Below are 21282 nucleotides of genomic sequence, written 5' to 3'. Positions count from 1 at the left end.
CGTACCGATGCTATCCCCGGACCGTCCCCGCGCTCCCACCGGAGTCAGCCGGTCCGGCGTTCACCGGAGCCGGATGAGGGACACTCCATCCCCGATCGACAGGACCACCACGTCTACCCGTTCGTCGGACACCACTCGGTCGTTGAACTCCCGCAGGGCGACCGTGTCGGCGTCTCCCACCGCAGGGTCCAGCACCCGGCCTGACCACAACACGTTGTCCACGACGATCAGCCCGTGAGGAGCCAGCCGGGGGACCAACTCCTCGTAGTAGCCGAGGTAGCCAGTTTTGTCGGCGTCGATGAAGGCGAGGTCCACCACGGTGTTGGCGGGCAGGCTCCGGAGAGTCTCGATAGCCGGTGCGATCACCAGGTCGATGCGGTCAGCGACCCCGCCGGCCTCCCAGTGGTGCCGGGCCACGTCGGTCCACTCCTTGGACACGTCGCAGCACAGGAGACGGCCGCCGTCGGGGAGTGCCCGCGCTATGGCCAGCGAGGAGGTGCCGGTGAATGTGCCCACCTCGACGGCCAGATGGGGCCGGAGGGCGGCCGTCAACATGGAGAGAAAGGCAGCCTGGTCCCGGGCCACCTGCATCCGGGCTTGCGGCCCGAGGGCCGTCGTGGCCTCGGCCAGGGCGTGCTGCACCTCGTCGGCCGGCGAGGTGTGGTCCAGTACGTAGCGGTAGAGGGCTTCGTCCAGGAAGAAGGAACGGTGGTCGGCCACTGGACCCTCAGCGACCGTCGATGCTGCGGCGTGTCGCCCAGCCCGGTCGCCGGTTAGCGGCCTCACCGCCGTCTACCAGCTGTTCCCGGCGTGCCGGCCTGTCGAACATGGGCTCCCCCGACGGCACGGTTGGCCGCTCTACGACGGTAGCCACCGGTCCGGTGGGGGGCCGAACGGGGCGCCTCGGTACCCTCAGGGGCGATTCCTGACGCCGTGTCACGTCCCCGGCCCCCAAACGGCCCGGATCGGCGACCACTGAGGAGGAGCACCGCCCATGGGCGACACCCCAACGATCGACCGCCAGCCGGTCGACCCGCAGGAGAAATGGCGGCTCCTCATCGGCGGGGAGTGGACGGCGACCTCCGGGACCTACGAGATCGTGGATCCCAACACCACAGCGGTGGTGGGCCACGCTCCGGACGGCACGGTGGCCGATGCCGAGGCGGCCATCACCGCCGCCGGGGCCGCCCTCCCGGGCTGGCGGGACACCCCGCCGGCCGAACGAGGAGCGCTGCTGGACCGTCTGGCCGACATCCTCCGGGAACGGGCGCCCACCTGGTCGACCCTGGTACAGGCTGAGACGGGTTCCACTATCAACGTGGCCGAGACCATGCAGGTCGGCCCGAACCTGGCCGACCGCTACTCGCAGTACGCCGTTCCGCAGAACCTGGATCGGGCCGAGCTTCCGGTCACCCAGGCCGCCTCAGCCCTAGGGCCGGCCGGCCTCGTTGGGGCGGTGGCCCATCGTCAGCCGGCGGGGGTGGTGGCCTGCATCACGTCGTACAACTTCCCGTTGGTCAACGTGGCCGGAAAGCTGGCCCCAGCCCTGGCTATGGGCAACACCTGCATCATCAAGCCAGCGCCCCAGGACCCGCTGGGTGTTCTGCGCCTCGGCGAGGCCGTGGTAGAGGCCGGGTTCCCACCCGGCGTGGTCAACGTCTTGACCTCCTCGGGGGTCGACGCCTCAGCAGCCCTGGTGTCCTCTCCTGACGTCAATATGGTCAGCTTCACCGGGTCCTCGGCCGTGGGAAAGCGGATCATGGCCGACGGGGCGGCGTCCATGACCCGGGTGCTGATGGAACTGGGGGGAAAGGGTGCCCTGGTCATGACGGAGGACGCCGACGTCGGGAAGGCAGTCGGCGCCATCGCCAGCGTGTGGGGATTCCATAGCGGCCAGATCTGCACGGCCCCGACCCGGGTCATCTGCCATCGCAGTCTCTACGACGAGCTGGTCTCCACGCTGGCCAACGTGGCTGGCATGCTCAAGGTGGGCGACGCGATTGAGCGCGACACCCTGGTGGGGCCACTGGTCAGCGAGCAGCAGCGCGACAACGTGGAGGCCTTCGTCCGGGGAGGGGTCGAAGCGGGGGCCACCCTGGTGTGTGGTGGGGAACGCCCAGACCTGCCTGGTTACTTCGTGGCCCCCACGCTGCTGGCCGACTGCACGCCGGACATGCACGCTGTCCGTGAGGAGGCCTTCGGGCCGGTTGTTGTGGTGCTGTCACACGACGGTGACGACGAGGCCGTTGCCATGGCCAACGACTCGGCGTACGGGTTGTACAGCTACGTGTACGCCGGCGACATGGCCCGGGCCTACCGGATCGCCCGCCGCCTGGAGTCCGGCAACGTAGCCCTGAACAGCGTGGTGCCCCATCCCAACGCCCCGTTCGGCGGATTTAAGGAGTCGGGGATCGGACGGGACCGCGGGATCGCCGGCCTAGAGGCCTACAGCGAGGTGCAAGCCATCTCCTGGCTGGCCTGACCACCTGACGAGCGTCGCGTCGGTCGGCTGCCTCGGTCACCGGTGTGAGCCGGACCAGGACTAGGTTCCGCTCCGACGGACGATCGAATCGGGGCACGGACATGTTGGAAGCGGGAACACCGGCTCCGGACTTCGCAGTGCCCGACCAGGACGGCACAGTGGTCACCTTGGAGTCCCTGCGGGGCCACTGGGTGGCCATGTGGTGGTACCCGATGGCGTCCACCCCCGGTTGAACGGTTCAGGGCGGGGGGTTCCGTGACCGAACCCCGGAGTTCGAGGAGGCTGGTGCCGTGGTGCTGGGTGTCAGCTTCGACACCGTCGAGGCGCAGAAGCACTTTGCCGACGACCAGGGGTTTCCATACCGCCTGCTGGCCGACACTGACCGGACCATGGGCATGGCGTACGACGCCGACCCGTCGGATACCGGGTTTGCCCGGCGGACCACCTACCTGATCGACCCGGAGGGCACCATCGTCCGAACCTACGACCTGCGCGGCGAGGACCTGGAGGCCCACGCCGGCGTCGTCCTGGACGACATCCGAGCCCTGTCCTGAGTCTTCTGGTCAGGCGGAGGCAATGGTGACCGCCCCACTGGCTGGGCTGTCGGTGGTGGAGGGTACGGCGTTCGTGGCTGCCCCCACTGGGGGGATGGCCCTTGCCCAGTTGGGAGCCGACGTCATTCGCTTTGACCAGGTGGGGGGCGGGATCGACCACGGCCGCTGGCCCCTGACCGCCGACGGCGTGAGCCTGTACTGGAACGGCCTGAACCGCGGCAAGCGCTCGTTGGCCGTGGACCTGCGCGACCCGGAGGTCAACGACCTGCTGGCAGAGCTAGTCGCCCGGGCAGGCAACTTCCTGACCAACTTCCCGGCCCGGGGCTGGATGGCCTACGAGGAGTTACGGGTCCGCCGGGAGGACCTGGTGATGGTGGCCATCACCGGATCGCACGACGGGACGACGGCGTTGGACTACACCGTCAACTGCGCCGTTGGCTATCCGGACCTAACCGGTCACCCGGACGACCCCCGTCCGGTCAACAACGTGGTTCCGGCCTGGGACCTGGTGTGCGGCCAGATGGCGGCCCTCGGCCTGGTGTCTGCCGACCGGCACCGTATGCGAACCGGCGAGGGCCAACTCGTGACCATCGCCCTGTCCGACGTGGCCATGGCGGCCGTGGGGTCACTAGGCAACTTGGCCGAAGTTCAGGTCAACGGCCGGGAGCGGGAGGGGGTGGGCAACGCCATCTACGGGGCGTTCGGCCGGGACTTCGCCACCGTTGACGGTCGCCGGATCATGGCGGTGGCCATCACGGCCCGGCAGTGGACGGCTCTGCAGGAGGCGACCGGGACCACGGAGGCGGTAGCCGACCTAGCCGCCGAGTTGGGCGTGGACTTCGCCGACGAGGGGGCCCGATTCCGAGCCACCGACCGCCTGTGCGAAGTCCTGGCACCGTGGTTCGTTGCTCGGACCCTGAATGAGGCGTCCATCGCCCTGGATGCCCACGGCGTCTGCTGGGGGCCTTACCGCACGGTCACCCAGATGCTGGCTGAGGACCCGCGGTGCTCGACGGCCAACCCGCTGTTCGCTGAGTTGGACCAGCCGCGTGTGGGCACCCACCTGGTGCCGGGCTCTCCTCTGGCCTTCGGCGGGCAGGACACCGTGGACCGGGGAGCAGCCGTGGCCCCGGTCCTGGGGCAGCACACCGAGGAGATCCTGACTCTTGAACTTGGCCTATCGGCGGCAGAGGTGGCACGCCTGGTCGACCGAGGGGCGGTCGCCGTCGCTGGCTGACCGGTCGGGGTGGGTGGGGTCAGGCGCCCCAGGTCACCACCCGCCAGTCAAGGACGGGCCGGGGAGGGTCGTCGCCCCCCTGGGCGTCGACCTCGACCCGGATGGCTCGGAGCCGTCCCCCCGCTGCCGGTTGCTCGTCGAGCAATGTGTGGTGGCAGCCCAGGACGTCTTTCTCAAAAACCGGCGCGAGGTGGTCACAAGCCTGCCAACCGAGCACGGTGGCCGTATCGGGGAACATGCGGGTCAGTGAGGCCTGGGCCAGGCCGATGGTGTGGCCGCCGTAGACGAGGCGTCGGCCCTCCGGGCCGAGCACCGGGTCGCGATGTACTGGTGCCTGGTTGAGGGTGAGACGGGCCAGGGCGATGGCGTCGGTGACCGTGTCGCGTAGGCCGTCGGTTCGTCGGGCCCCGACGTTCCAACCCGGCACGGAGGCACCGGCGAGGGGGCTGGCGTCCCAGCCGACGGGGACCCGATCGGCCCAGGCCGCCAGGTCGATTTCGGCCTCCACGTCTCCCAGATCGTCGTGGTGGCCGGTAGCGGCATCGGGATTCCGGAACCGGAGCATGGCGCACCGTTCGTAGTCGGCCACCGTGGCGTCGTCGTCCACCCGGACCGTGTGGATTCCAAGGAGGGCGAGACCCCGGGCTGGGCGGTCGTCGCGGCGTGACAGCTCGAGGAGGCCCCGAACCGCGACGGTCGTCCGGAGGGTCTCGCCGTGGCGGACCGGCTGGTGCAGGACCACGCCGCGGTAAAAGAGGTTGGCAAAGACCTGCCGGGTGGCGACCGTGCTCTGTCCGATCGACACATGGAGGACGAGAGCTGGATTGACCAAGGAGCCGGGCTGGCCGGTCACCGCCTCGGCCAGAGGCCGGTTGACCGCGGTGGCCAGCGGGTCGCCACAGATGGCCTGGTAGATGGCGGCCTCGCCGGAGCCGATGGTGACGGCCGGTGCGGGGTCCAAGGTCTGGCCGACGGCTAGATCGTCGAAGTAGGGACCGGGGTCATGGTCCTCGTGGACGGGGGCGGGATCGGGCACGGCGACACTTTGGCAGCAACGAGCGGCCGTCGCGTGGTCTTGTCGGAGCGGGCGGAAACACCGCCGTTGTTATTACCCGGTAGTCATCGTAAGGAGGTATCTGACATAGGCTGTGACATCACTAATAACGATAGATAGGTTCTCTAACAATCATTGCGAGTCTCTGGAGCGCGGAGGAGACCGTTTCTACTATCTGACCCTACGGAGTAGGTGACGGCATAACGGAGTGGGATCAGGAGGGGCAACTCGCCCCATCCGATCGGTTCCTCCCCGGAGACCGGAAGGGGCACAAACCATGTCGGACGCAGCGACGAACCTGTACGTCGACCCGCAAACCATGGGCTGGGTGGACGGCGTCCTGTGCGCAGGCAAAAGCGACCTGTTCTTCGCCCCGTTCGCTGAGCGTCCCGAGGCCCGGGTCCGACGCGAGGCACGGGCCTCCGAACTTTGCGCGGCCTGTCCGGCCATGGACACCTGTCGACAGCACGCCCGTGACCACCGGGAGCTGGGATTTTGGGGTGGAGAGTCAGAGGCCGAGCGGGCCACGGCCGGCTTTGCCCCAACCACCCCGATCATCGGGCGCCGCCAGGTGGCCGCCCGCAGGGCTGCTGCGGCTCTGGCCGAGACCGGCTGAGCGGGCGACCGTCCATCGACGGTCCCGGTCCTGGAAACCCGCCTCCGTCGACCGACGGTCAGAGCCCTAGGAACCCACCCCCGTCTACCACCAGTGTCTGGCCGGTGACGTAGCGCGCCAGGTCGCTGGCTAGGAACACCGCTGCCGGACCCACGTCTTCAACGGGGTCACCGAGCCGTCCCAGCGGGGTTCGGCGCACCAGCCGCTCCTCGAGGACCGGGTTCACCTCGCACGCTGCTGACAGAGCGCCGGTCAGCCCCAGCGGGGCGATGCAGTTCACCCGGATTCCGACCGGGCCCCACTCGACGGCCAGGCCCTTGGCCAGGGTGCGTTGAGCGGCCTTCACCATGGCGTAGGCGGGGAGTGAGGCGCTCCCCTCGATGCCCGAAGCCGAGGTCATCAGAACCATCGAGCCGCCGGCCGCCCTCAGGTACGGGTAGGCGGCCCGAGCCCCGTCGAATACGGCGCGCAGGGAGGTGGCCACCAGGGCTTCCCACCGGTTGAGGTCCACCTCCTCCACCGGGCCCGGGGGGCCGGGTGGGGCCACTGCGTTGTGAACCAGGCAGTCCAACCGTCCGTGGGTTGTCACGGTGGACGCAACGGCGGCTTCCAGATCCTCGGTCGATGTCACGTCACACCGGACGCACCGGGCGTCGTACCCGGTGTCCCGGAGGGCAGCGGCCGCCACCTCGCCGGTCTCCGGTCGGCGACAGGCCAGGACCACGGCCGCCCCGTGGCGGGCCATGGCGGTGGCCATACCGAGGCCCAGGCCAGAGCCGCCGCCGGTGACCAGGGCCACCCGGTCCTTAAGGAGGAGCGTCCCGGTCACGGCGACATCCAGACGCCGCCATCGGCGACCAGCGTGGCCCCGGTGAGGGCTGCTGAGGCCGGATCGGCCAGGAGGCTTAGGATCGGCGCCAGGTCGTAAACCGGGTGACCTGGTCGGGCTAGGGCGGAATCGGCCAACGTGGTGGTGGCAACCAGTGGCGCACCGGCGTCGGGTCCGAAGGCCACCTCGGGGGACACTGCGAGGACCGCCGTTCCGATGCCCTCGGATCCCCACTGGCGTGCTGCTCCCTTGGCTAGCGACCGGATCCCCTCGGCGGCCGCCGCTGCCCCGGCGAATCCGGCGGCGCCTCCCAGGGCCACCGTGGGCACCACCCAGGCCAGCCGGGAGCCACTGCCCAGATGTGGTCGACATGTCCGGACCACGGCCAACGCCTCGGCCATCGGGGCCTCGCAGGCAGCCACCCAGTCGGCGGTGGCCTGATCGACCAGGGAAACGGGATCCATGGGGCGACGGGGGACGTGGACGACCAGGTCGGTCCGTCCCAGTAGGGCTACGGCGGCGTCGACGGCTGCTGCCAGGGTCTCTCGGCCTCCGGAGGGGCGCGTGGCCACGGTGGCCACTATGTGCCCCTGAACGACCAGGCCCTCGTGCAGCCCCTCGGTCAGGGGGTCGTCGCCGATCAAAAGCGTTCGGACCTCACCGGCCGTGGGCTCCACGCCTACCACCTCGGTGTGCCAGCCGTCGTGCCCGACCGGGGGCCCTTGGGGATCAGGGGAAGATGCCCCGCTGCTGGTAAACGACCTGGAGCCGACGCAGGGCCACCGCATAGGCGGCGTCCCGTCGCGACGGTGCCTCGAGCTCGGCGCGCAGGTTGGCCACTGCGTCGCAGGCCTGCCACAGGGTGTCCCGGAGCTTGAAGTCCACGTCCTCGAGGCTCCATCGTTGCGCTGAACGGTTCTGGAGCCACTCAAAGTACGAGACGATCACGCCGCCGGCGTTTACCAGGATGTCAGGCAGAACGTCGATCCCCCGATCGGCCAGGACCTGCTCGGCCTCCAACGAGGTCGGGCCGTTGGCCGCCTCCACGACGACCCGGGCCTGGATCTGGTGCACGTTCTCGATCGTGATCTGGTTCTCCAGGGCGGCCGGCAAGAGGAGGTCGGTTGGGACGGCCCAGTAGTCGTCGGGGTCGATCCACATGGCCCGCGGGAAGCCGGCAACCGAGCCGTGCTCCCGGACCCAGTCGGTCAGTTCAAAGGCGTCAATCCCATCCTCGTCGGCGATTGCCCCTCCGTGGTCGGCGACGGCCACTATCCGGACACCGTGGACCTGGAGGATCCGACCGGCGGCTGAGCCCACGTTGCCGAAGCCCTGGAGGCTGGCTGTCGCACCGGCCAGATCAAACCCCACCTCGTCGGCCCAGTGCTGGAGGCAGAACACCACGCCCTGCCCGGTGGCCTTCTCCCGGCCGGGGCTTCCCCCTGTCTCTAGCGTCTTGCCGGTCACGATCCGCTTGACGTTCTGACGCTCGGTCGCGCCGGTGGAGTTGGCGTAGGTGTCCATCATCCACACCATTGACTGGGCGTTGCTGCCCAGGTCGGGGGCTGGGATGTCGTGGTCGGGCCCGATGTTTTCGCCCAGGGCGTGGGTGAACCGGCGCACCACCCGCTCCAGTTCGTCGGCTTCCAGGGTGTTCGGGTCGAACGAGATGCCGCCCTTGGCCCCGCCGAATGGGATCTCGCACAAGGCCGACTTCCAGGTCATCCACGAGGCCAGGGCTTTCACCTCGTCCAGGTTCACCAGGGGGTGGAACCGAACCCCGCCCTTGTAGGGGCCCAGCAGGTTGCTGTGCTGGATCCGGTAGCCACGGAACACCCGGTAGGAACCGTCGTTCATCCGGACTGGGAAGTTGACGATGACCTCGTTCTTGGGCTGCGAGAGGATCGACCGAAGGTCGTCGGGGAGGTCGATCAGGTCGGCTCCCCGTTTGAACTGGGCCAGCGCCGTGGCGAAGAGGCTGGTGGTGTCGGTCATCGGTGACCCTTCGGACTTAGCGGGGATCGTCGTTGAAACCTGCTCCGGAAGGGGACGCTAGTCGTCTGTCCCGGCCCGCCGTCGGGCCACCCACCGCGGTACGACGGCGACTAGGAGCCCGCCGCCCACCGTGGCTACCGCGGCGACCAGCCAGGCCCGTGCGTCGGGTACCACCAGCTCGAAGTAGTCCCGGGGGAAGTCCCAGGCCATGGTCAGCGCGTACCAGCCGCCCATGGCGGCTGCCAGGCCGACCTTCCAGGGCCGCAGGGGTCGGCTGATACCCAACAGGATGACCAGGCTGATGGCCAGCAGCGTGAGGGTGGCCGCGGTGCGGGCTTCGGCCAGTGGGGCTTCGCTCCGTCGCACCACCTCGTAGGCGGTGAAGGTCGCCGCAGCGGCCACCGCTCCCACCGGCGCGGCGTAGCGCAACACCCGGGGGAGGAACCCCGGACGGACCAGCGAGGCATCGGGTGCTAGGGCTAGGAAGAAACCGGGAACTCCCACGGAGATCGTCCCGATGAGGGTCAGCTGTTTGGGCAGGAACGGAAACGGCACGCCGAACAGGCCCACTAGGGCGGTCAGCAGGACGGCGTAGGTGGCCTTGGCGATGAACAGGTTGGCCACCCGCTCCACGTTGTTGATGACTCGCCGCCCCTCGGCCATCACCCGGGGCAAGGTGGCGAACCGGTCGTCGAGTAGCACCAGCTGGGCCACAGCCCGGGTGGCCGAGCTACCCGACCCCATGGCTATGCCCATGTCGGCGTCCTTGAGGGCCAGGACGTCGTTCACTCCGTCTCCCGTCATAGCCACCGTGTGGCCCCGGGCCTGCAGGGCGTCGACCATGGCCCGCTTCTGGTGGGGGGTGACCCGGCCGAAGACCGCCGAGTCGGCCATCGCGTCGGCCAGAGCCTCCGAGTCGTCGGGCAGTGTGCGGGCGTCGACCCCCGTTTGTGCGTTGGGGACGCCAGCTCGTCGGGCTACGGCCGCCGCTGTCTCCGGGTGGTCACCTGAGACGACCTTCAGGGTCACCCCCTGGTCGACGAACCAGGACAGGATCTCCGGGGCGTCCGGCTTCACGGTGTCCTCCAGGAGCACCAGGCACATGGGTAGGCGGGCCGACGGGAGTGCATCGGGATCACACGTTCCGGCGTCCGATCGGGTGAGGACCATGACCCGCTGTCCGGCAGCGGCCAGGTTGGCCACCCGGTCCCGGGCCACGGCCCACTCGCCTTCGGGGAGTAGGACGTCCGGGGCCCCCAGGTGCAGGGTGCCGTGGTCTCCGAAGTCAGCGGCTGCCCACTTGCGGGCCGAGGAGAAGGGCACCACGGCGTTGGCCGACCAGCCGGGGTCGTCTAGGGCGGCAGCCAGAGCGGCCAGGGTGGCGTTGGGTGAAGGGTCGACTCCGGCCATGGCGCCGACCGCAGCTTCCGCCTCGGTTCTACTGGTAGCACCGATGGTCTCCAGGTCGGCGAACGCGATCTCCCCGGTGGTGATTGTCCCCGTTTTGTCGAGGCACAACACGTCGACCCGGGCCAGTAGCTCGACGGAGGCCAGCTCGCGGGCCAGGGCCTGTCGCCGGGCCAGGGCTATCACGCCCACGATGAACGAGAGGCTGGTCAGGAGGACCAGCCCGTCAGGGACCATGGCCACCGCAGCGGCCACCGTGCCCCGGAGGGCTTCTTCCCAATGGTCTTCGGTGACCAGCAGGCGGAGCAGGAGCAGGCCGGCTGCTGGAGGGATGATGAGGGTCAGCCACCACAGGATGACGTCAACCCCCGAGCGGAGCTCGCTATCGACCAGCGTGAACCGTCGCGCCTCCTCGGCCAGGGATACGGCGTACGAGCCGGCCCCGATCCGGGTGGCTCGGTAGTGGCCCGAACCGGCCGATACGAAGCTGCCCGAGAGGACCTCGTCGCCAACTGTCTTGTCGACCGGGTCGGCCTCTCCGGTCAGCAGGGACTCGTCGACCTCCAGCCCGGTGGCCGCCACGACCGTCCCGTCGACCACCACCTGGTCGCCCGGTTCGAGCGCCAGGAGCTCGTCGGCCACCACCTCGGAGACCGGCACCTCGCTGGTGGCTGCCTCGCGGACTACCCGGGCTCGGGGGGCCGAGAGCACGGCCAGGGTGGTCAGGGTGCGTCGGGCCCGTAGTTCTTGGAAGGTGCCGATCACACTGTTGGAGACAATCACTCCGGCGAACAGGGCGTCACCCGGGAAGCCGGCCACCAGGATGACGGCCAGCAGGCTGCCCATGATGGCGTTGACTGGGGTGAGGACGTTGGCTCGCAGGATCTGGCTTGTAGTGCGGACCGGGGCGTCGGGTACGTCGTTTACCCGGCCGTCGGCCCGGCGGGTGGTGACGTCGTCGGCGCTCAGGCCGACCAGGTCGGGCGATGCAGGGTCCACGGGCGCCGATGGTAGGTCGGGCGGGGCCGTTGACCCGGGCGTGGTCAGGTCCGGTCGTCCTGGAAGGAGTAGCGGTCCTCGGCCATGGTGAGCCGGTGGCGTGGTCCGGGCTGTGACGGGTCAACGCCCTCGTAGCCGGCGTCGCCCTCCCACATGGCCACCGGGCCCTCGTCGGTCCGGGCCATGTGGGTCTCGTAGAAGGCAGGTTCGGCGGCGGTCAGGGCGGTCAGGGCGGTGTTTACGTCATCGAACCCGTCTAGCCGGTGCAGGGTCATCCAGGTGGGCGGGGCCAGTTCAATCTCCCCAGCGTCACGGCGGGCCAAGGCGTCGTCGGGTCGCATCCACTCGTGCTCGGTGATCTCGCCCTCGTCGACGGTAACCGGGCCGGCTGCGTCGTCCAGCCGGGCAGCGAAGAAAAAGGTGGCGTAGCGGCGGGGCGTGATCGGCGGGGGTACCCAGTGGGCGAACCAGACCAGGCCTGTCGGGTCCACGACTACGGCGGCCTCTTCGGCGGCTTCGCGTGCGGCGGCCGCAGCGGCCGTGGTCAACTCGTCGATTTGGCCGTCGGCGCTAGCCACGGTGTCCTCCTCGTCGACCCGTCCACCCGGGAACACCCACATCCCGCCAAAGGCGATCTTCGAGTTTCTGTGGAGCATGAGGGTCTCTAGCCCGGTTTCGGTGTCCCGCAGGACGACCACGGTGGCGGCCGGGATGAGTTCCGAGTCCCCGTACTCCTCGTGGTTTCGGGCGTAGGCGTCGTAGCGCCGGTGGTCCCGGTGCCCGGACGACGTCACCGAATCACGCCGGCGGACCGCAGTTGATTGATTCGGTCACCTCGTCCGGTCTCCGCGGCGACCTCGTCGGAGTGCTGTCCCAGGGTGGGAGCCGCCGGCTCCCGGAACTCCGCCGGGGTGCCGTGGAACCGAGTCGGCGACCGGTGGTGTCGGATCCGCCCGGCGGCGGGGTGGTCGAACTCGGAAAATAGGGCGTTAGCCACTACCTGCGGGTCGTGGGCGACCTCGCTCACCAGCCGCACGATGCCGAACGGGACGCCGTTGTTCTCCAGGTGGGCCTCAGCCTCTGCCGTGGTGAGCTGCCGAGCGTTTTCCCGGACCTGGAGGTGGAAGCTCCGGGTCTTGTCGGGGTGTGCTACCCGGTCCCTCACGGTGGCCAGGTCGGGGTCGGAGCTATCTACGCCCATGGCCCGGGCTAGGCCGTGGAATTCCTCGTCGTCGGGAACGGCGACCGTGGCGAACCCGTCGCGGAAGGCAAACGGGGTGTTATAGGCGGCCACGGCCTGGGGTCCTGAGTGGTCGCCATCCAGGATTACCTCGTGGTCGGCGGCGTCCACGAACATGAAGGCGATGCAGGCGTCCAGCATGGACAGCTCCAGGTGCTGTCCGCCAGAACCCCGCTCCCGGGCCAGAAGGGCGGCCGTGATGGCCTGGCAGGCCGTGTAGGCCGTGACCTTGTCGCAGATCAACTGCTTGATGAGCTTGGGTTGGTCGTCGCGGATGCCGGTCTGGCTGGCCGCCAGCCCCGACTGGCCCTGAATCACCGTGTCGTAGACCCGACGCTGGCTGTAAGGGCCGTCGGGGCCGAAGCCGGTCAGGTCGGCATAGACGATGTCGGGGCGGAGGGCTCGGATGTCTTCGAAGGCCACGCCGAGGCGTTCGGCCACCCCGGGACGGAAGTTCTGGACGAACACGTCGGCCTCGGCCACCAGGTCGCGCAGGATGGCCAAACCCTCCTCCTGGCGAAGATCCAGCACGATGGATCGTTTGCCCCGGTTCGCTACCTGGAACATGGCCGACACGCCAGCCATCGAGGTCCCCAGCCAGCGGACGACGTCGCCGATGGGGGCCTGCTCGATCTTGATGCACTCGGCGCCCTGGTCGACCAGCATTCCTGTAGCCAGCGGTCCGGTGAGGGCCACCGACAGGTCAACGATACGGATTCCGTCGAGGGGACCGGGCATAGGGCGACGGTAGCCGTGGCGTTCGACGGTGGATGAGTTGGACGGTGGGCGCCTACGGTCGGCGGACCCGCATGTATCCGGTGATCGGAGGGAGGGGCCGTGATCGAGCAGTTGGAGGGTCGGGTGGCCGTGGTGACCGGAGCGGCGTCGGGCATCGGGCTGGCCATGGTGGAGGCGTTCCTAGGCGAGGGGATGTCGGTCGTGCTGTCGGACCTAGACGGTTCCGGGCTGGACGCCCAGGTGGCCCGGCTGTCGGCCGACGGCGGCGACGTCTTCGGCGTGGTGTGCGACGTAGCCGATCCCGATGCCGTTGCCAGGATGGCCGAGCAATGCTGGGAGCGGCACGGCGACGTGCACGTCCTGTGCAACAACGCTGGTGTTGGGCCGACCGGACCCATGCTGGCCACCACGCCGGCCGAGTGGAGGTGGACGATCGGCGTCAACGTGCTGGGGGTGGCTCACGGCGTGACGACGTTCGCCCCTCGGATGGTGGAGGCGGGCGTCGGCCACATCGTCAACGTGTCATCTCAGGCTGGCGTGATGACCACTGAGGTCCTGGGCATGTACTGCGCGTCCAAACACGCTGTGGTTGGCTTGTCCGAGGCCCTTTACCGCGAGTTGGAGCCGACGCCGGTTGGGGTGTCGTGCCTATGCCCGGAGTTCGTCCGGACGCAAGTTTTCGACGTGGCCCGGGTCCGTCCCGACTGGGTGGAGGTCGAGGACGGACACGATGCCATGATCCCCGGCCTGTCGGCCATGCTTGAGGAGCGGGGCATCGAGCCGGTTGACGTGGCCGCCCGGGTGGTGGACGCCGTGCGTACCGACCGCTTCTGGGTGTTCACCCACCCGTTCACCGTGGGGTTCGCCGAGAAGCGAATCGAGGACCTCCGGGCCGACCGCAACCCGGAACCCCTGCGCTGAGGTCGACCATCAAGGTCGACAACCTTTGGGGCCTCAGCTCCCGAGGTCGTAGCGCGAGAAGTCGACCTGACCGGTAGTCATGGCGGCCATGAAGCCCCCATCGATGATCAGGTTGACGCCGTTCACGTAGCTGGCCGCCCGGTCGCTACCCAGGAACAGCAGGGCCGGAGCCATCTCGTCGGGCGTGGCCGGTCGGCCGATACCGGCGTCGGTGGCCATCTGGATAGCCCCTTCGCCCATGGCTTCCCGGAAGTCGACCAAGATCTTGGTGTCGGTTACGCCGGGGCAGATGCTGTTCACCCGGACTCCGGCCTTCACGGCGGTGGTCGACCGCCACATGGTCCAGTACTGGACGCACTCCTTGGAGAAGCTGTATCCGTCGCCGAGCAGTTCCTCGCGCCCGTTCAGCCAAGTGTCGCCGTCGGCGAAGCTATCGGCGGCCATCAGTTCGGATAGTTCGGCCACGTGGTTGGTCCACCCGCCGCCGGCCAACGAGGCGACGCTGGTGATCGAGCCACCGGGGGCGATGCGGTCGAAGATGGCCTCGGAGAGGTAGCGGAGGCCGAGGAAGTTGACCCGCATGACGGTGCGGGCGTCGAAGCGGGTGCCACCGGGGATCCCGGCGCAGTTCACTAAGGCATGGATCCGGTCAGGCAGGTCAGCCAGCACGACATCGATAGATGCAGGGTCGCCGATGTCCACCCGGTGGGTGGAGGCCACCGGGCCAGCGACGTCGACGATGTCCACAGCGTGGACGTAGGCGCCCAGGGTGTCCAGCAGGGCCACCGTCTCGGCGCCCATACCGGTGGCGGCGCCGGTGACCACCACGGTCCGGTCGTTGTAGTCGAGAGGATGGGCCATGGTCGGTTCTTTCTTCTGCGTTGGGTGGGGTGTTGAGGGCGTTGCGATCAGAAAGGAGCCCGGTCGAACCACGCTGACTCCTCGCGGAGTCGGCGGCTACGCCAGCCGTCGGCGGTGCGGACTAGGTCATGGTGGTACCAGCCGCCGGTGAACCAGGTATCGCCTCCGGCCAGGCGAAGCGGGTTGGTGAACACCGCTGTGACCCGGGCCTCGTCACCATCCACGACGGCGTCCACGTTGCCCACCAAATGCTGGGTCATCTCGAAGCCGGACAAGGCGGCGTCCAAGAAGGCCACGACCTCGTCGACCGTCCCGGCGGTGCCACCGGCCGACGTGTAGTCCACCTCAGCGTCAGCGGTGAACACCGACCGGTAAAGGTCCCAGTCCCGCTGATCCACGGCCGTGGCGTAGCGAGTCAGCAGATCCTCGATAGCGAGGCGGTCAGTGAGGGCGTCAATCCGGTCATCGGGCACCCCTCGAACCTAGGAGGTGGTCGGATCGAGATCCGGATCGGGCCGCCTGCCCATCCCCGGCCTAGGTTCGAAGGCCATGGACCTGGCTGAAATTGACCTGTCGAACGTGGACCCGTTCTGGTCGGGACCGATGGCCGACCGAGAGGCCGGGTTCGCCACCCTCCGACGGACGGACCCGATCCGGTTCTTCACTGAGCAAGAGACCGAGTTCCTGCCGGCAGGACGCGGATACTGGGCGATCACCCGTCATGCCGACGTGGTCGAGGCCAGCCGCCATCCTGAGTGGTTCTGCTCAGGAGAGGGCACCAACATCACCGATCTGCCACCAGAGTTCCGTGAGTTCTTCGGTTCGATGATCACCATGGACGATCCCCAACATGCTCGCCTGCGAAAGGTGGTCTCGGCGGGTTTCACGCCGCGGATGATGCGGTCCCTTGAGGAAGGCGTGGAGCTGACCGCAGCCGGGATCATCGACAGGGTGGCCACCAAGGGCTCGTGCGACTTCGTGACGGAGGTTGCAGCGCGCCTGCCGCTGGCGATCATCTGCGACATGATGGGCATCGCTCCCGACCGCTATGACGAGGTCTTCAACCACTCGAACGTCGTTCTAAGCCAAGGGGATCCCGAGTACATACCGCCTGGTGCCGACCCGTTGGAGTCGCTTCTGGGTGCCGGGGCAGGCCTGGCGGCGATCATGCGCGAGACATCTGAGTCCCGACGCGGTGGAGACGGTCAGGACCTGACGTCGTTGCTCGTCAACGCCGAGGTGGACGGAGAGAGGCTCTCGGCCGACGAGCTGGCGTCCTTCTTCGTGCTGCTCTGCGTGGCGGGCAATGAGACGACCCGAAACGCCATCTCCTGGGGCCTGCACTACCTGACCGAAAATCCCGACCAGCGCGCCCTCTGGCAGGCCGACATCGATGGCGTTACGCCGACCGCCGTCGAGGAGATCGTCCGGATTTCCAGCCCGGTAATCCACTTCCGTAGGACGGTCACCACCGACGGTGTCCGCCTCGGCGACCACGAGTTCTCGGCCGGGGACAAAGTGGTGCTCTGGTACAACTCGGCCAACCGGGACGAGGAAGTGTTCACCGACCCTGACCGCTTCGACGTCACCCGGGACCCCAACCCCCACGTCGGCTTCGGAGGCCCGGGACCCCACTTCTGCCTCGGAGCCCATCTGGCCCGTCGGGAGATAGGCGCGATGTTCCGCCAACTGTTGACCCGACTACCCGACATCGAGGCCACCGACGAACCGGACCGGCTCAGGACCAATTTTGTGAACGGGATCAAGCACCTACCCTGCACCTACACCCCGGCCTGAGCCAGCGGACGCCGGTCAGCCAGAGCTGCCGTGACGGGCGTCGACCATGGCCACCATGCCGTCACGCCACGCCACGGTGCACGGTCCGGTCAGCGACCGTCGACGGGTTGGGTCCGCCGCGCTGCCCGGCTGGCTACCCGGTAGGTCGTAGTACGTGAGTTGCGGTTCGATGTCTAGGTGCCTCCCGAACAGGGCGCACCACTGCTCGGGGGTGACCGCCTCGTCGCCGCACCAGTTCACGATGGTGGCCGGTGTCGACGCAGCATTCAGGAGGGGTGCTACCTGGGCAGCCAGGTCGTCCTCGTGGATCGGGCTGTAGGGGCCGTCAACGGGATTGCGCAGCCAGACCGCTTTTCCGGCGGCCACCGCGTCGCCGTGGTAGGCGGGTAAGCCACCGTTGGGGCCGTAACTGGCGTTGATGCGGGCGATGGTGGTGGGCAGGCCCAGAACCCGGGCCATGGTCCGAGCCACCGCTTCCTGGGAGACCTTGGAAACGCCGTAGGTGGGGCTGTGGGGTGCCCGGGGATCGCCCAGTGGGTCGGTCTCCGTGTAAAGGTGCAACGGGTCCTCATGGGCCCGGTACACGGAGTTGGTCGATGCGATGAGGGCCGCATCGGCGGACCGGCAATGAGCCATGAGCAGGCCGGTGGCCTCGGCGTTGGCCCTCAGCGCCCGGTCGTGGTCGTCCTCGGCTCCCTGCCAGGCGGCAAAGTGCACAAGGTGGGTGAAGTCGGTCGGCAGGTCGCCGAAGTCGCCGGTGGCTAGGTCTGCCACGTGGGGGTGGACGCCGATGCCCTCAGCCCGTTCCCGACTGCCGTCGGCCGAGTAGCGGGCCACCCCCCACACCTCGTTGTCCCGGGCCAGAAACCGGGCGACCGGGTGGCCGATCTGGCCAGTCAGTCCGGTGACGAGGATCCTGCGATCGGACAGCACGGCACTGACGCTAGGACGGGTCCGGCAGGCGGGTGACACCCAGGGCGAACTCGCCGGCCGCCGCGTAGAAGAGCCACCGTTCCTCGCCATCATCGAACACGAACGGGTCCCGGAGGCCATTTTGGGGTCGGAAGGCCGGCCCCCGGACGGTCGGCTCCACCGGCTGGTCGGCGCCCTCCCAGGGTTCCACCGGGCGGAGAACCTCGACTGGTTCAGTCGGTGTCCAGGTCATCCAGTCGCCCCGAAGATCGACCCAAGCCTCCAGGATCCGCTCCGGGGCGTCGCCGGCCCTCGTGAACCAGATCCGGAGGCGGTTTCCATCGACCAGCACGCCGCTGTGACGGATCTCGGGGTCGTCGAACAAGGTTGGCCCGTACTCGTAGCCCGTGGCCCCGTCGGCCGACCGGACCAGTTGGGACGGCATGGACAGCCCGTACCACCACCCGTCCCAGGTGAAGCCCCGGTGGTAGGAGGGTGAGATGGCTGGGCCGTCGGCCAACGGGGTGAACCGCCTCCCGTCGGAGGAGGTGGCCACCAGGGTGTGCTGGTCGTAGACCGGATAGATGCCCCACGACGGCAGATGGCCCGCGGCCTCCGGGGACACATGGCCGTGGAAGGTCATCCGGAGGGTGCGGCCGGCATCGTCAACCTGTACGTCGGGCGACGCCACGTGGCGGTTGGGGTGGTCGACGGGAAGAGCTGGCGCCGCATCATCCATGTGGAGGACGTCGGTCGACACGAGGTGCCACGGGCCAGTGGGGTGCTCGGCAGCGGCCAGCCGGATTGACGCCCCGCGGTGGTGGGCGAAGTAGAGGAGGTAGGTGCCCGGAGGATCGGGGAGCCAGGTCGGGCAGCGCAGCACCGACGGCCCTTGCACGTTGAAGTCACCATGCTCGGTCGGCACGCCGTCCAGGCCTGTGGGAACAACCACCTGTCGTTCGGTCACCGCGCCTCCCAGGCAGTGGGTAGGGACGGTGGGGAAGTACCGTCGGCCCGACCGTACGGGAGGGGGCGTGACCATGCTGGATCGAGATGGGGTTGCCGCGCTGCACGACCTGACCGGCCGGGTGGCCGTGGTGACGGGTGGTAGCCGCGGCATCGGTCGGGCGGTGGCCGAGGCCTTCGCTGCCCAGGGCGCCTCGGTGGTGGTGGCCAGCCGCAAGGCCGAGGCCTGCGACGAGGCGGTAGCCGCCATACGGGCCGTCGGCGGTGAGGCGCTCGCCGTACCGACCCATGTGGGCAATCTGGATGACCTGCAGCGCCTGGCTGATTCGGCAGCCGGCGAGTACGGCGGCATCGACATACTGGTCAACAACGCCGCCAACCCGGTGGCCCAGCCCATTGGGGAGATCACGGCTGAGGCCTTCGCCAAGTCGTTTGAGGTGAACGTGCGGGGGCCCCTCTTCCTGTTCCAGGCCTGCCTGCCCCACCTACTGGCCTCCGACCATGCCTCGGTGGTGAACGTAATCTCGGCTGGGGCCTTCCTGAGTACCCCGGGAGTGTCGATGTACGGGGCCGGTAAGGCGGCCCTGCTGTCATTCACCCGGTCCATGGCCGCTGAGTACGCCGCCCGGGGGATCCGGATCAACGCCTTGGCCCCCGGAGCCACCGACACCACCATGGTTCGCAACATCGGACCGGAGGCGTCGGCCTCCATGGCCCGGGCCAGCCACCTGAAGCGTCTGGCAGACCCGGACGAGATGGTGGGGGCAGTTCTCTACATGGCGTCGGACGCCGGGAGCTTCATGACCGGCCAGTGCCTCACCGTCGACGGAGGGATGGTCCCCGCCCGGTGACCGACCGGTAGGGTGGCTACCTGATCTGACGGTCCGTCAGATCCTTGTTCGCCTCTCCGCCGACCCACCGGGAGCAGACCATGGCCGGCCACCTCGCAGGAAAGAACATCGCCGTCACCGGCGCTGGGAACGGCATCGGCCGGGCCATCGCCCTGGCCTGTGCGGGCGAAGGGGCCAACGTGGTGGTGGCCGACTACGGCGTGTCCATAGAGGGCAGCGACCCGTCCAGCGAGGTAGCCGATGCTGTAGTGGCCGAGATCGCCGCCGCCGGTGGCACGGCGATCGCCGTGACCGGAGACGTGTCCCAGATGGAGGTTGGCCAGCGCATCGTCGACACGGCGGTCGAGAACTGGGGGACCATCGACGGCGTAGCCTGCGTGGCCGGCATTGTCCGCGAGCGGATGCTGTTCAACATGAGCGAGGAGGAGTTCGACCACGTGGTCGCCGTCCACCTCAAGGGCCATTTCACCCTCTACAAGGCGGCCTCGGCGGTCATGCGTAAGCAGGAGACGGGTGGCAGCCTGGTCGGATTCACCTCCGGGGCCTTCGTGGCCTCCACCGCCCAGGCCAACTACTCGGCGGCCAAGGGCGGAATTGTTTCCCTCACCCGAAGCGCGGCATTCGCCCTTCGCCGGTACGGCGTGAACGCCAACTGCATCGCTCCAGCCGCCATGACCCGTATGTCGGAGAACGTGCCGTTCGAGATCGAGGCCGGCGGCCCCGAGGCCATTGCCCCGCTAGCCGTATTCCTCATGTCGGACGCCGCCCGGGACATCACGGCCCAGATCTACACGTGCACCGGGAAGCGGATCGCCGTCTGGAACCAGCCAGCTGAACTACGCCACATGTTGGCCACCGACGGCGAGATGTTCACCGTCGATGAGGTGGCCGAGAAGCTCCCAGCCGATATTGGCGTCGAGGAGATGCCGATGTTCGCGGACCTGGAACGTCGGATGAAGGAAATGGCCGAGAAGAAGGCGGCCGAGGAGTCCGGCGCGGCGTCCTAGGCGTCGTCGGCGGCTGGCCTACCCTTCGACCATGGGCACACCCCCTTACGTAGATGGCCACGGCCTGCTGGCCGGCAAGGTCGTCGTGGTCACCGCAGCGGCTGGGGCCGGCATCGGCTCGGCCGTCGCCACCCGGGCCGTCGAGGAGGGCGCCACGGTGGTCGTCTCCGATATCCACGAGCGACGCCTAGCCGAAGCCGCCGACGCCCTAGAGGCCCTCGGCGGGAGCCGACCGTTGGCTTGCATGTGTGACGTCCGGGACGAGACCCAGGTCCAAAACCTGCTGGACGCCGCGGTGGCCGAGCACGGTCGCCTCGACGTGCTGGTCAACAACGCCGGCCTAGGGGGCGACACTCGCCTCGTCGACATGGACGACGAGGAGTGGGACCGGGTCCTAGACATCACCCTGACCGGCACCATGCGGTGCACCCGGGCTGCCCTACGGATCATGGAGGCCCAGGGCCACGGCGTGATCGTGAACAATGCCTCGGTGGTCGGCTGGAGGGCCCAGGCCGGACAGACCCACTACGCGGCGGCCAAGGCCGGCGTGATGGCCCTAACCCGGTGCTCGGCCGTGGAAGCCGCAGGCTTGGGTATCCGGATCAACTGCGTGTCGCCCAGCCTGGCCATGCACCCCTTCCTGGCCCGGACCAGCAGCGAGGAACTCCTGGCGTCGCTGGTCGACGGCGAGGCGTTCGGCCGGGCCGCCGAACCGTGGGAGGTGGCCAACGTGGTGGTGTTCTTGGCTAGCGACTACTCGTCGTACATGACCGGCGAGGTGGTGTCGGTCTCCAGCCAGCACCCCTGATCTGGCTC

At 68.6% G+C, this 21282-nt stretch carries 21 protein-coding genes; 9 read left to right on the top strand and 12 right to left on the bottom strand.

Annotation, left to right across the window (positions count from 1 at the left end):
- Positions 1-60: 60 nt before the first annotated feature.
- Complete coding sequence (locus tag MK181_04455) at positions 61-786, bottom strand: O-methyltransferase (protein ID MCH2419051.1); 726 nt, start codon at positions 784-786, stop codon at positions 61-63.
- 208 nt (positions 787-994) lie between these two features.
- Between MK181_04455 and MK181_04450 the strand changes: the two genes are divergently transcribed.
- The 3 genes from MK181_04450 (at position 995) to MK181_04440 (ending at position 4273) form a co-directional block, all read left to right on the top strand.
- Entirely contained in the window at positions 995-2482 is a 1488-nt protein-coding gene (locus MK181_04450; protein ID MCH2419050.1) for an aldehyde dehydrogenase family protein, read from the top strand.
- 101 nt (positions 2483-2583) lie between these two features.
- Positions 2584-3036 (top strand): peroxiredoxin, encoded by a 453-nt coding sequence (locus MK181_04445; GenBank protein ID MCH2419049.1) that lies wholly within the window; start codon positions 2584-2586, stop codon positions 3034-3036.
- 22 nt (positions 3037-3058) lie between these two features.
- Positions 3059-4273: a CoA transferase gene (locus MK181_04440; protein MCH2419048.1), complete on the top strand. Its 1215-nt coding sequence runs from the start codon at positions 3059-3061 to the stop codon at positions 4271-4273.
- A gap of 19 nt (positions 4274-4292) precedes the next feature.
- Here the strand turns inward: MK181_04440 and MK181_04435 are convergent, their stop codons facing one another.
- Complete coding sequence (locus MK181_04435; GenBank protein MCH2419047.1) at positions 4293-5309, bottom strand: hypothetical protein; 1017 nt, start codon at positions 5307-5309, stop codon at positions 4293-4295.
- A 295-nt stretch (positions 5310-5604) separates the two neighbouring features.
- Here MK181_04435 and MK181_04430 point away from each other — a divergent pair, with 295 nt between their 5' ends.
- Complete coding sequence (locus MK181_04430; protein MCH2419046.1) at positions 5605-5943, top strand: WhiB family transcriptional regulator; 339 nt, start codon at positions 5605-5607, stop codon at positions 5941-5943.
- Between the two features lie 58 nt (positions 5944-6001).
- Here MK181_04430 and MK181_04425 read toward each other — a convergent pair whose 3' ends face one another.
- The 6 genes from MK181_04425 to MK181_04400 are packed head-to-tail and all read right to left on the bottom strand — an operon-like array spanning position 6002 to position 13151.
- A complete protein-coding gene (locus MK181_04425; protein MCH2419045.1) occupies positions 6002-6772 on the bottom strand; it encodes an SDR family oxidoreductase in 771 nt (256 codons plus the stop codon).
- Positions 6769-7449, bottom strand: coding sequence for an SDR family oxidoreductase (locus MK181_04420; GenBank protein MCH2419044.1), 681 nt, complete (start codon positions 7447-7449; stop codon positions 6769-6771). The genes MK181_04425 and MK181_04420 overlap by 4 nt, the downstream gene beginning before the upstream one ends.
- A gap of 52 nt (positions 7450-7501) precedes the next feature.
- Positions 7502-8767, bottom strand: coding sequence for a Glu/Leu/Phe/Val dehydrogenase (locus MK181_04415; GenBank protein MCH2419043.1), 1266 nt, complete (start codon positions 8765-8767; stop codon positions 7502-7504).
- Positions 8768-8824: 57 nt separating this feature from the next.
- Entirely contained in the window at positions 8825-11173 is a 2349-nt protein-coding gene (locus MK181_04410; protein MCH2419042.1) for an HAD-IC family P-type ATPase, read from the bottom strand.
- 44 nt (positions 11174-11217) lie between these two features.
- On the bottom strand, positions 11218-11967 hold the full coding sequence (locus tag MK181_04405) for an NUDIX domain-containing protein (GenBank protein ID MCH2419041.1): 750 nt from the start codon (positions 11965-11967) through the stop codon (positions 11218-11220).
- Positions 11964-13151 (bottom strand): CoA transferase, encoded by a 1188-nt coding sequence (locus MK181_04400; GenBank protein ID MCH2419040.1) that lies wholly within the window; start codon positions 13149-13151, stop codon positions 11964-11966. The genes MK181_04405 and MK181_04400 overlap by 4 nt, the downstream gene beginning before the upstream one ends.
- 99 nt (positions 13152-13250) lie before the next feature.
- On the opposite strand from MK181_04400, the gene MK181_04395 reads away from it, so the two are divergent.
- A complete protein-coding gene (locus MK181_04395) occupies positions 13251-14072 on the top strand; it encodes an SDR family NAD(P)-dependent oxidoreductase (protein MCH2419039.1) in 822 nt (273 codons plus the stop codon).
- 33 nt (positions 14073-14105) lie between these two features.
- On the opposite strand, the gene MK181_04390 is transcribed toward MK181_04395, so the two are convergent.
- A complete protein-coding gene (locus tag MK181_04390; protein MCH2419038.1) occupies positions 14106-14933 on the bottom strand; it encodes a coniferyl-alcohol dehydrogenase in 828 nt (275 codons plus the stop codon).
- Positions 14934-14980: 47 nt separating this feature from the next.
- Positions 14981-15406, bottom strand: a complete 426-nt coding sequence (locus tag MK181_04385; protein MCH2419037.1) for a nuclear transport factor 2 family protein — start codon at positions 15404-15406, stop codon at positions 14981-14983.
- Positions 15407-15482: 76 nt separating this feature from the next.
- On the opposite strand from MK181_04385, the gene MK181_04380 reads away from it, so the two are divergent.
- Positions 15483-16730 carry a cytochrome P450 gene (locus tag MK181_04380; protein ID MCH2419036.1) on the top strand — a complete coding sequence of 416 codons (1248 nt, stop codon included), beginning with the start codon at positions 15483-15485 and terminating at the stop codon, positions 16728-16730.
- Positions 16731-16745: 15 nt separating this feature from the next.
- On the opposite strand, the gene MK181_04375 is transcribed toward MK181_04380, so the two are convergent.
- Together MK181_04375 and MK181_04370 are read right to left on the bottom strand one after the other, a co-directional pair.
- Entirely contained in the window at positions 16746-17663 is a 918-nt protein-coding gene (locus MK181_04375) for an NAD(P)-dependent oxidoreductase (GenBank protein MCH2419035.1), read from the bottom strand.
- Between the two features lie 10 nt (positions 17664-17673).
- Entirely contained in the window at positions 17674-18609 is a 936-nt protein-coding gene (locus MK181_04370) for a hypothetical protein (protein MCH2419034.1), read from the bottom strand.
- A gap of 73 nt (positions 18610-18682) precedes the next feature.
- On the opposite strand from MK181_04370, the gene MK181_04365 reads away from it, so the two are divergent.
- The 3 genes from MK181_04365 to MK181_04355 all read left to right on the top strand — a co-directional run bounded on the left by MK181_04365 (position 18683) and on the right by MK181_04355 (position 21274).
- Positions 18683-19459 (top strand): SDR family oxidoreductase, encoded by a 777-nt coding sequence (locus tag MK181_04365; GenBank protein MCH2419033.1) that lies wholly within the window; start codon positions 18683-18685, stop codon positions 19457-19459.
- 80 nt (positions 19460-19539) lie between these two features.
- On the top strand, positions 19540-20466 hold the full coding sequence (locus MK181_04360; protein MCH2419032.1) for an SDR family oxidoreductase: 927 nt from the start codon (positions 19540-19542) through the stop codon (positions 20464-20466).
- A 31-nt stretch (positions 20467-20497) separates the two neighbouring features.
- Positions 20498-21274 carry an SDR family oxidoreductase gene (locus MK181_04355; GenBank protein ID MCH2419031.1) on the top strand — a complete coding sequence of 259 codons (777 nt, stop codon included), beginning with the start codon at positions 20498-20500 and terminating at the stop codon, positions 21272-21274.
- Positions 21275-21282: the final 8 nt, after the last annotated feature.

Source organism: Acidimicrobiales bacterium (assembly GCA_022452035.1).
Classification (GTDB): Bacteria; Actinomycetota; Acidimicrobiia; order Acidimicrobiales; family MedAcidi-G1; genus UBA9410.
This window is presented reverse-complemented; position numbering and strand designations above follow the sequence as displayed.

Coding starts and splice junctions, on each gene's coding strand:
- MK181_04450 (MCH2419050.1), top strand. CDS start 995: ATGGGCGACACCCCAACGATCGACCGCCAGCCGGTCGACCCGCAGGAG.
- MK181_04440 (MCH2419048.1), top strand. CDS start 3,059: ATGGTGACCGCCCCACTGGCTGGGCTGTCGGTGGTGGAGGGTACGGCG.
- MK181_04430 (MCH2419046.1), top strand. CDS start 5,605: ATGTCGGACGCAGCGACGAACCTGTACGTCGACCCGCAAACCATGGGC.
- MK181_04415 (MCH2419043.1), bottom strand. CDS start 8,767: ATGACCGACACCACCAGCCTCTTCGCCACGGCGCTGGCCCAGTTCAAA.
- MK181_04400 (MCH2419040.1), bottom strand. CDS start 13,151: ATGCCCGGTCCCCTCGACGGAATCCGTATCGTTGACCTGTCGGTGGCC.
- MK181_04390 (MCH2419038.1), bottom strand. CDS start 14,933: ATGGCCCATCCTCTCGACTACAACGACCGGACCGTGGTGGTCACCGGC.
- MK181_04380 (MCH2419036.1), top strand. CDS start 15,483: ATGGACCTGGCTGAAATTGACCTGTCGAACGTGGACCCGTTCTGGTCG.
- MK181_04365 (MCH2419033.1), top strand. CDS start 18,683: ATGCTGGATCGAGATGGGGTTGCCGCGCTGCACGACCTGACCGGCCGG.
- MK181_04360 (MCH2419032.1), top strand. CDS start 19,540: ATGGCCGGCCACCTCGCAGGAAAGAACATCGCCGTCACCGGCGCTGGG.
- MK181_04355 (MCH2419031.1), top strand. CDS start 20,498: ATGGGCACACCCCCTTACGTAGATGGCCACGGCCTGCTGGCCGGCAAG.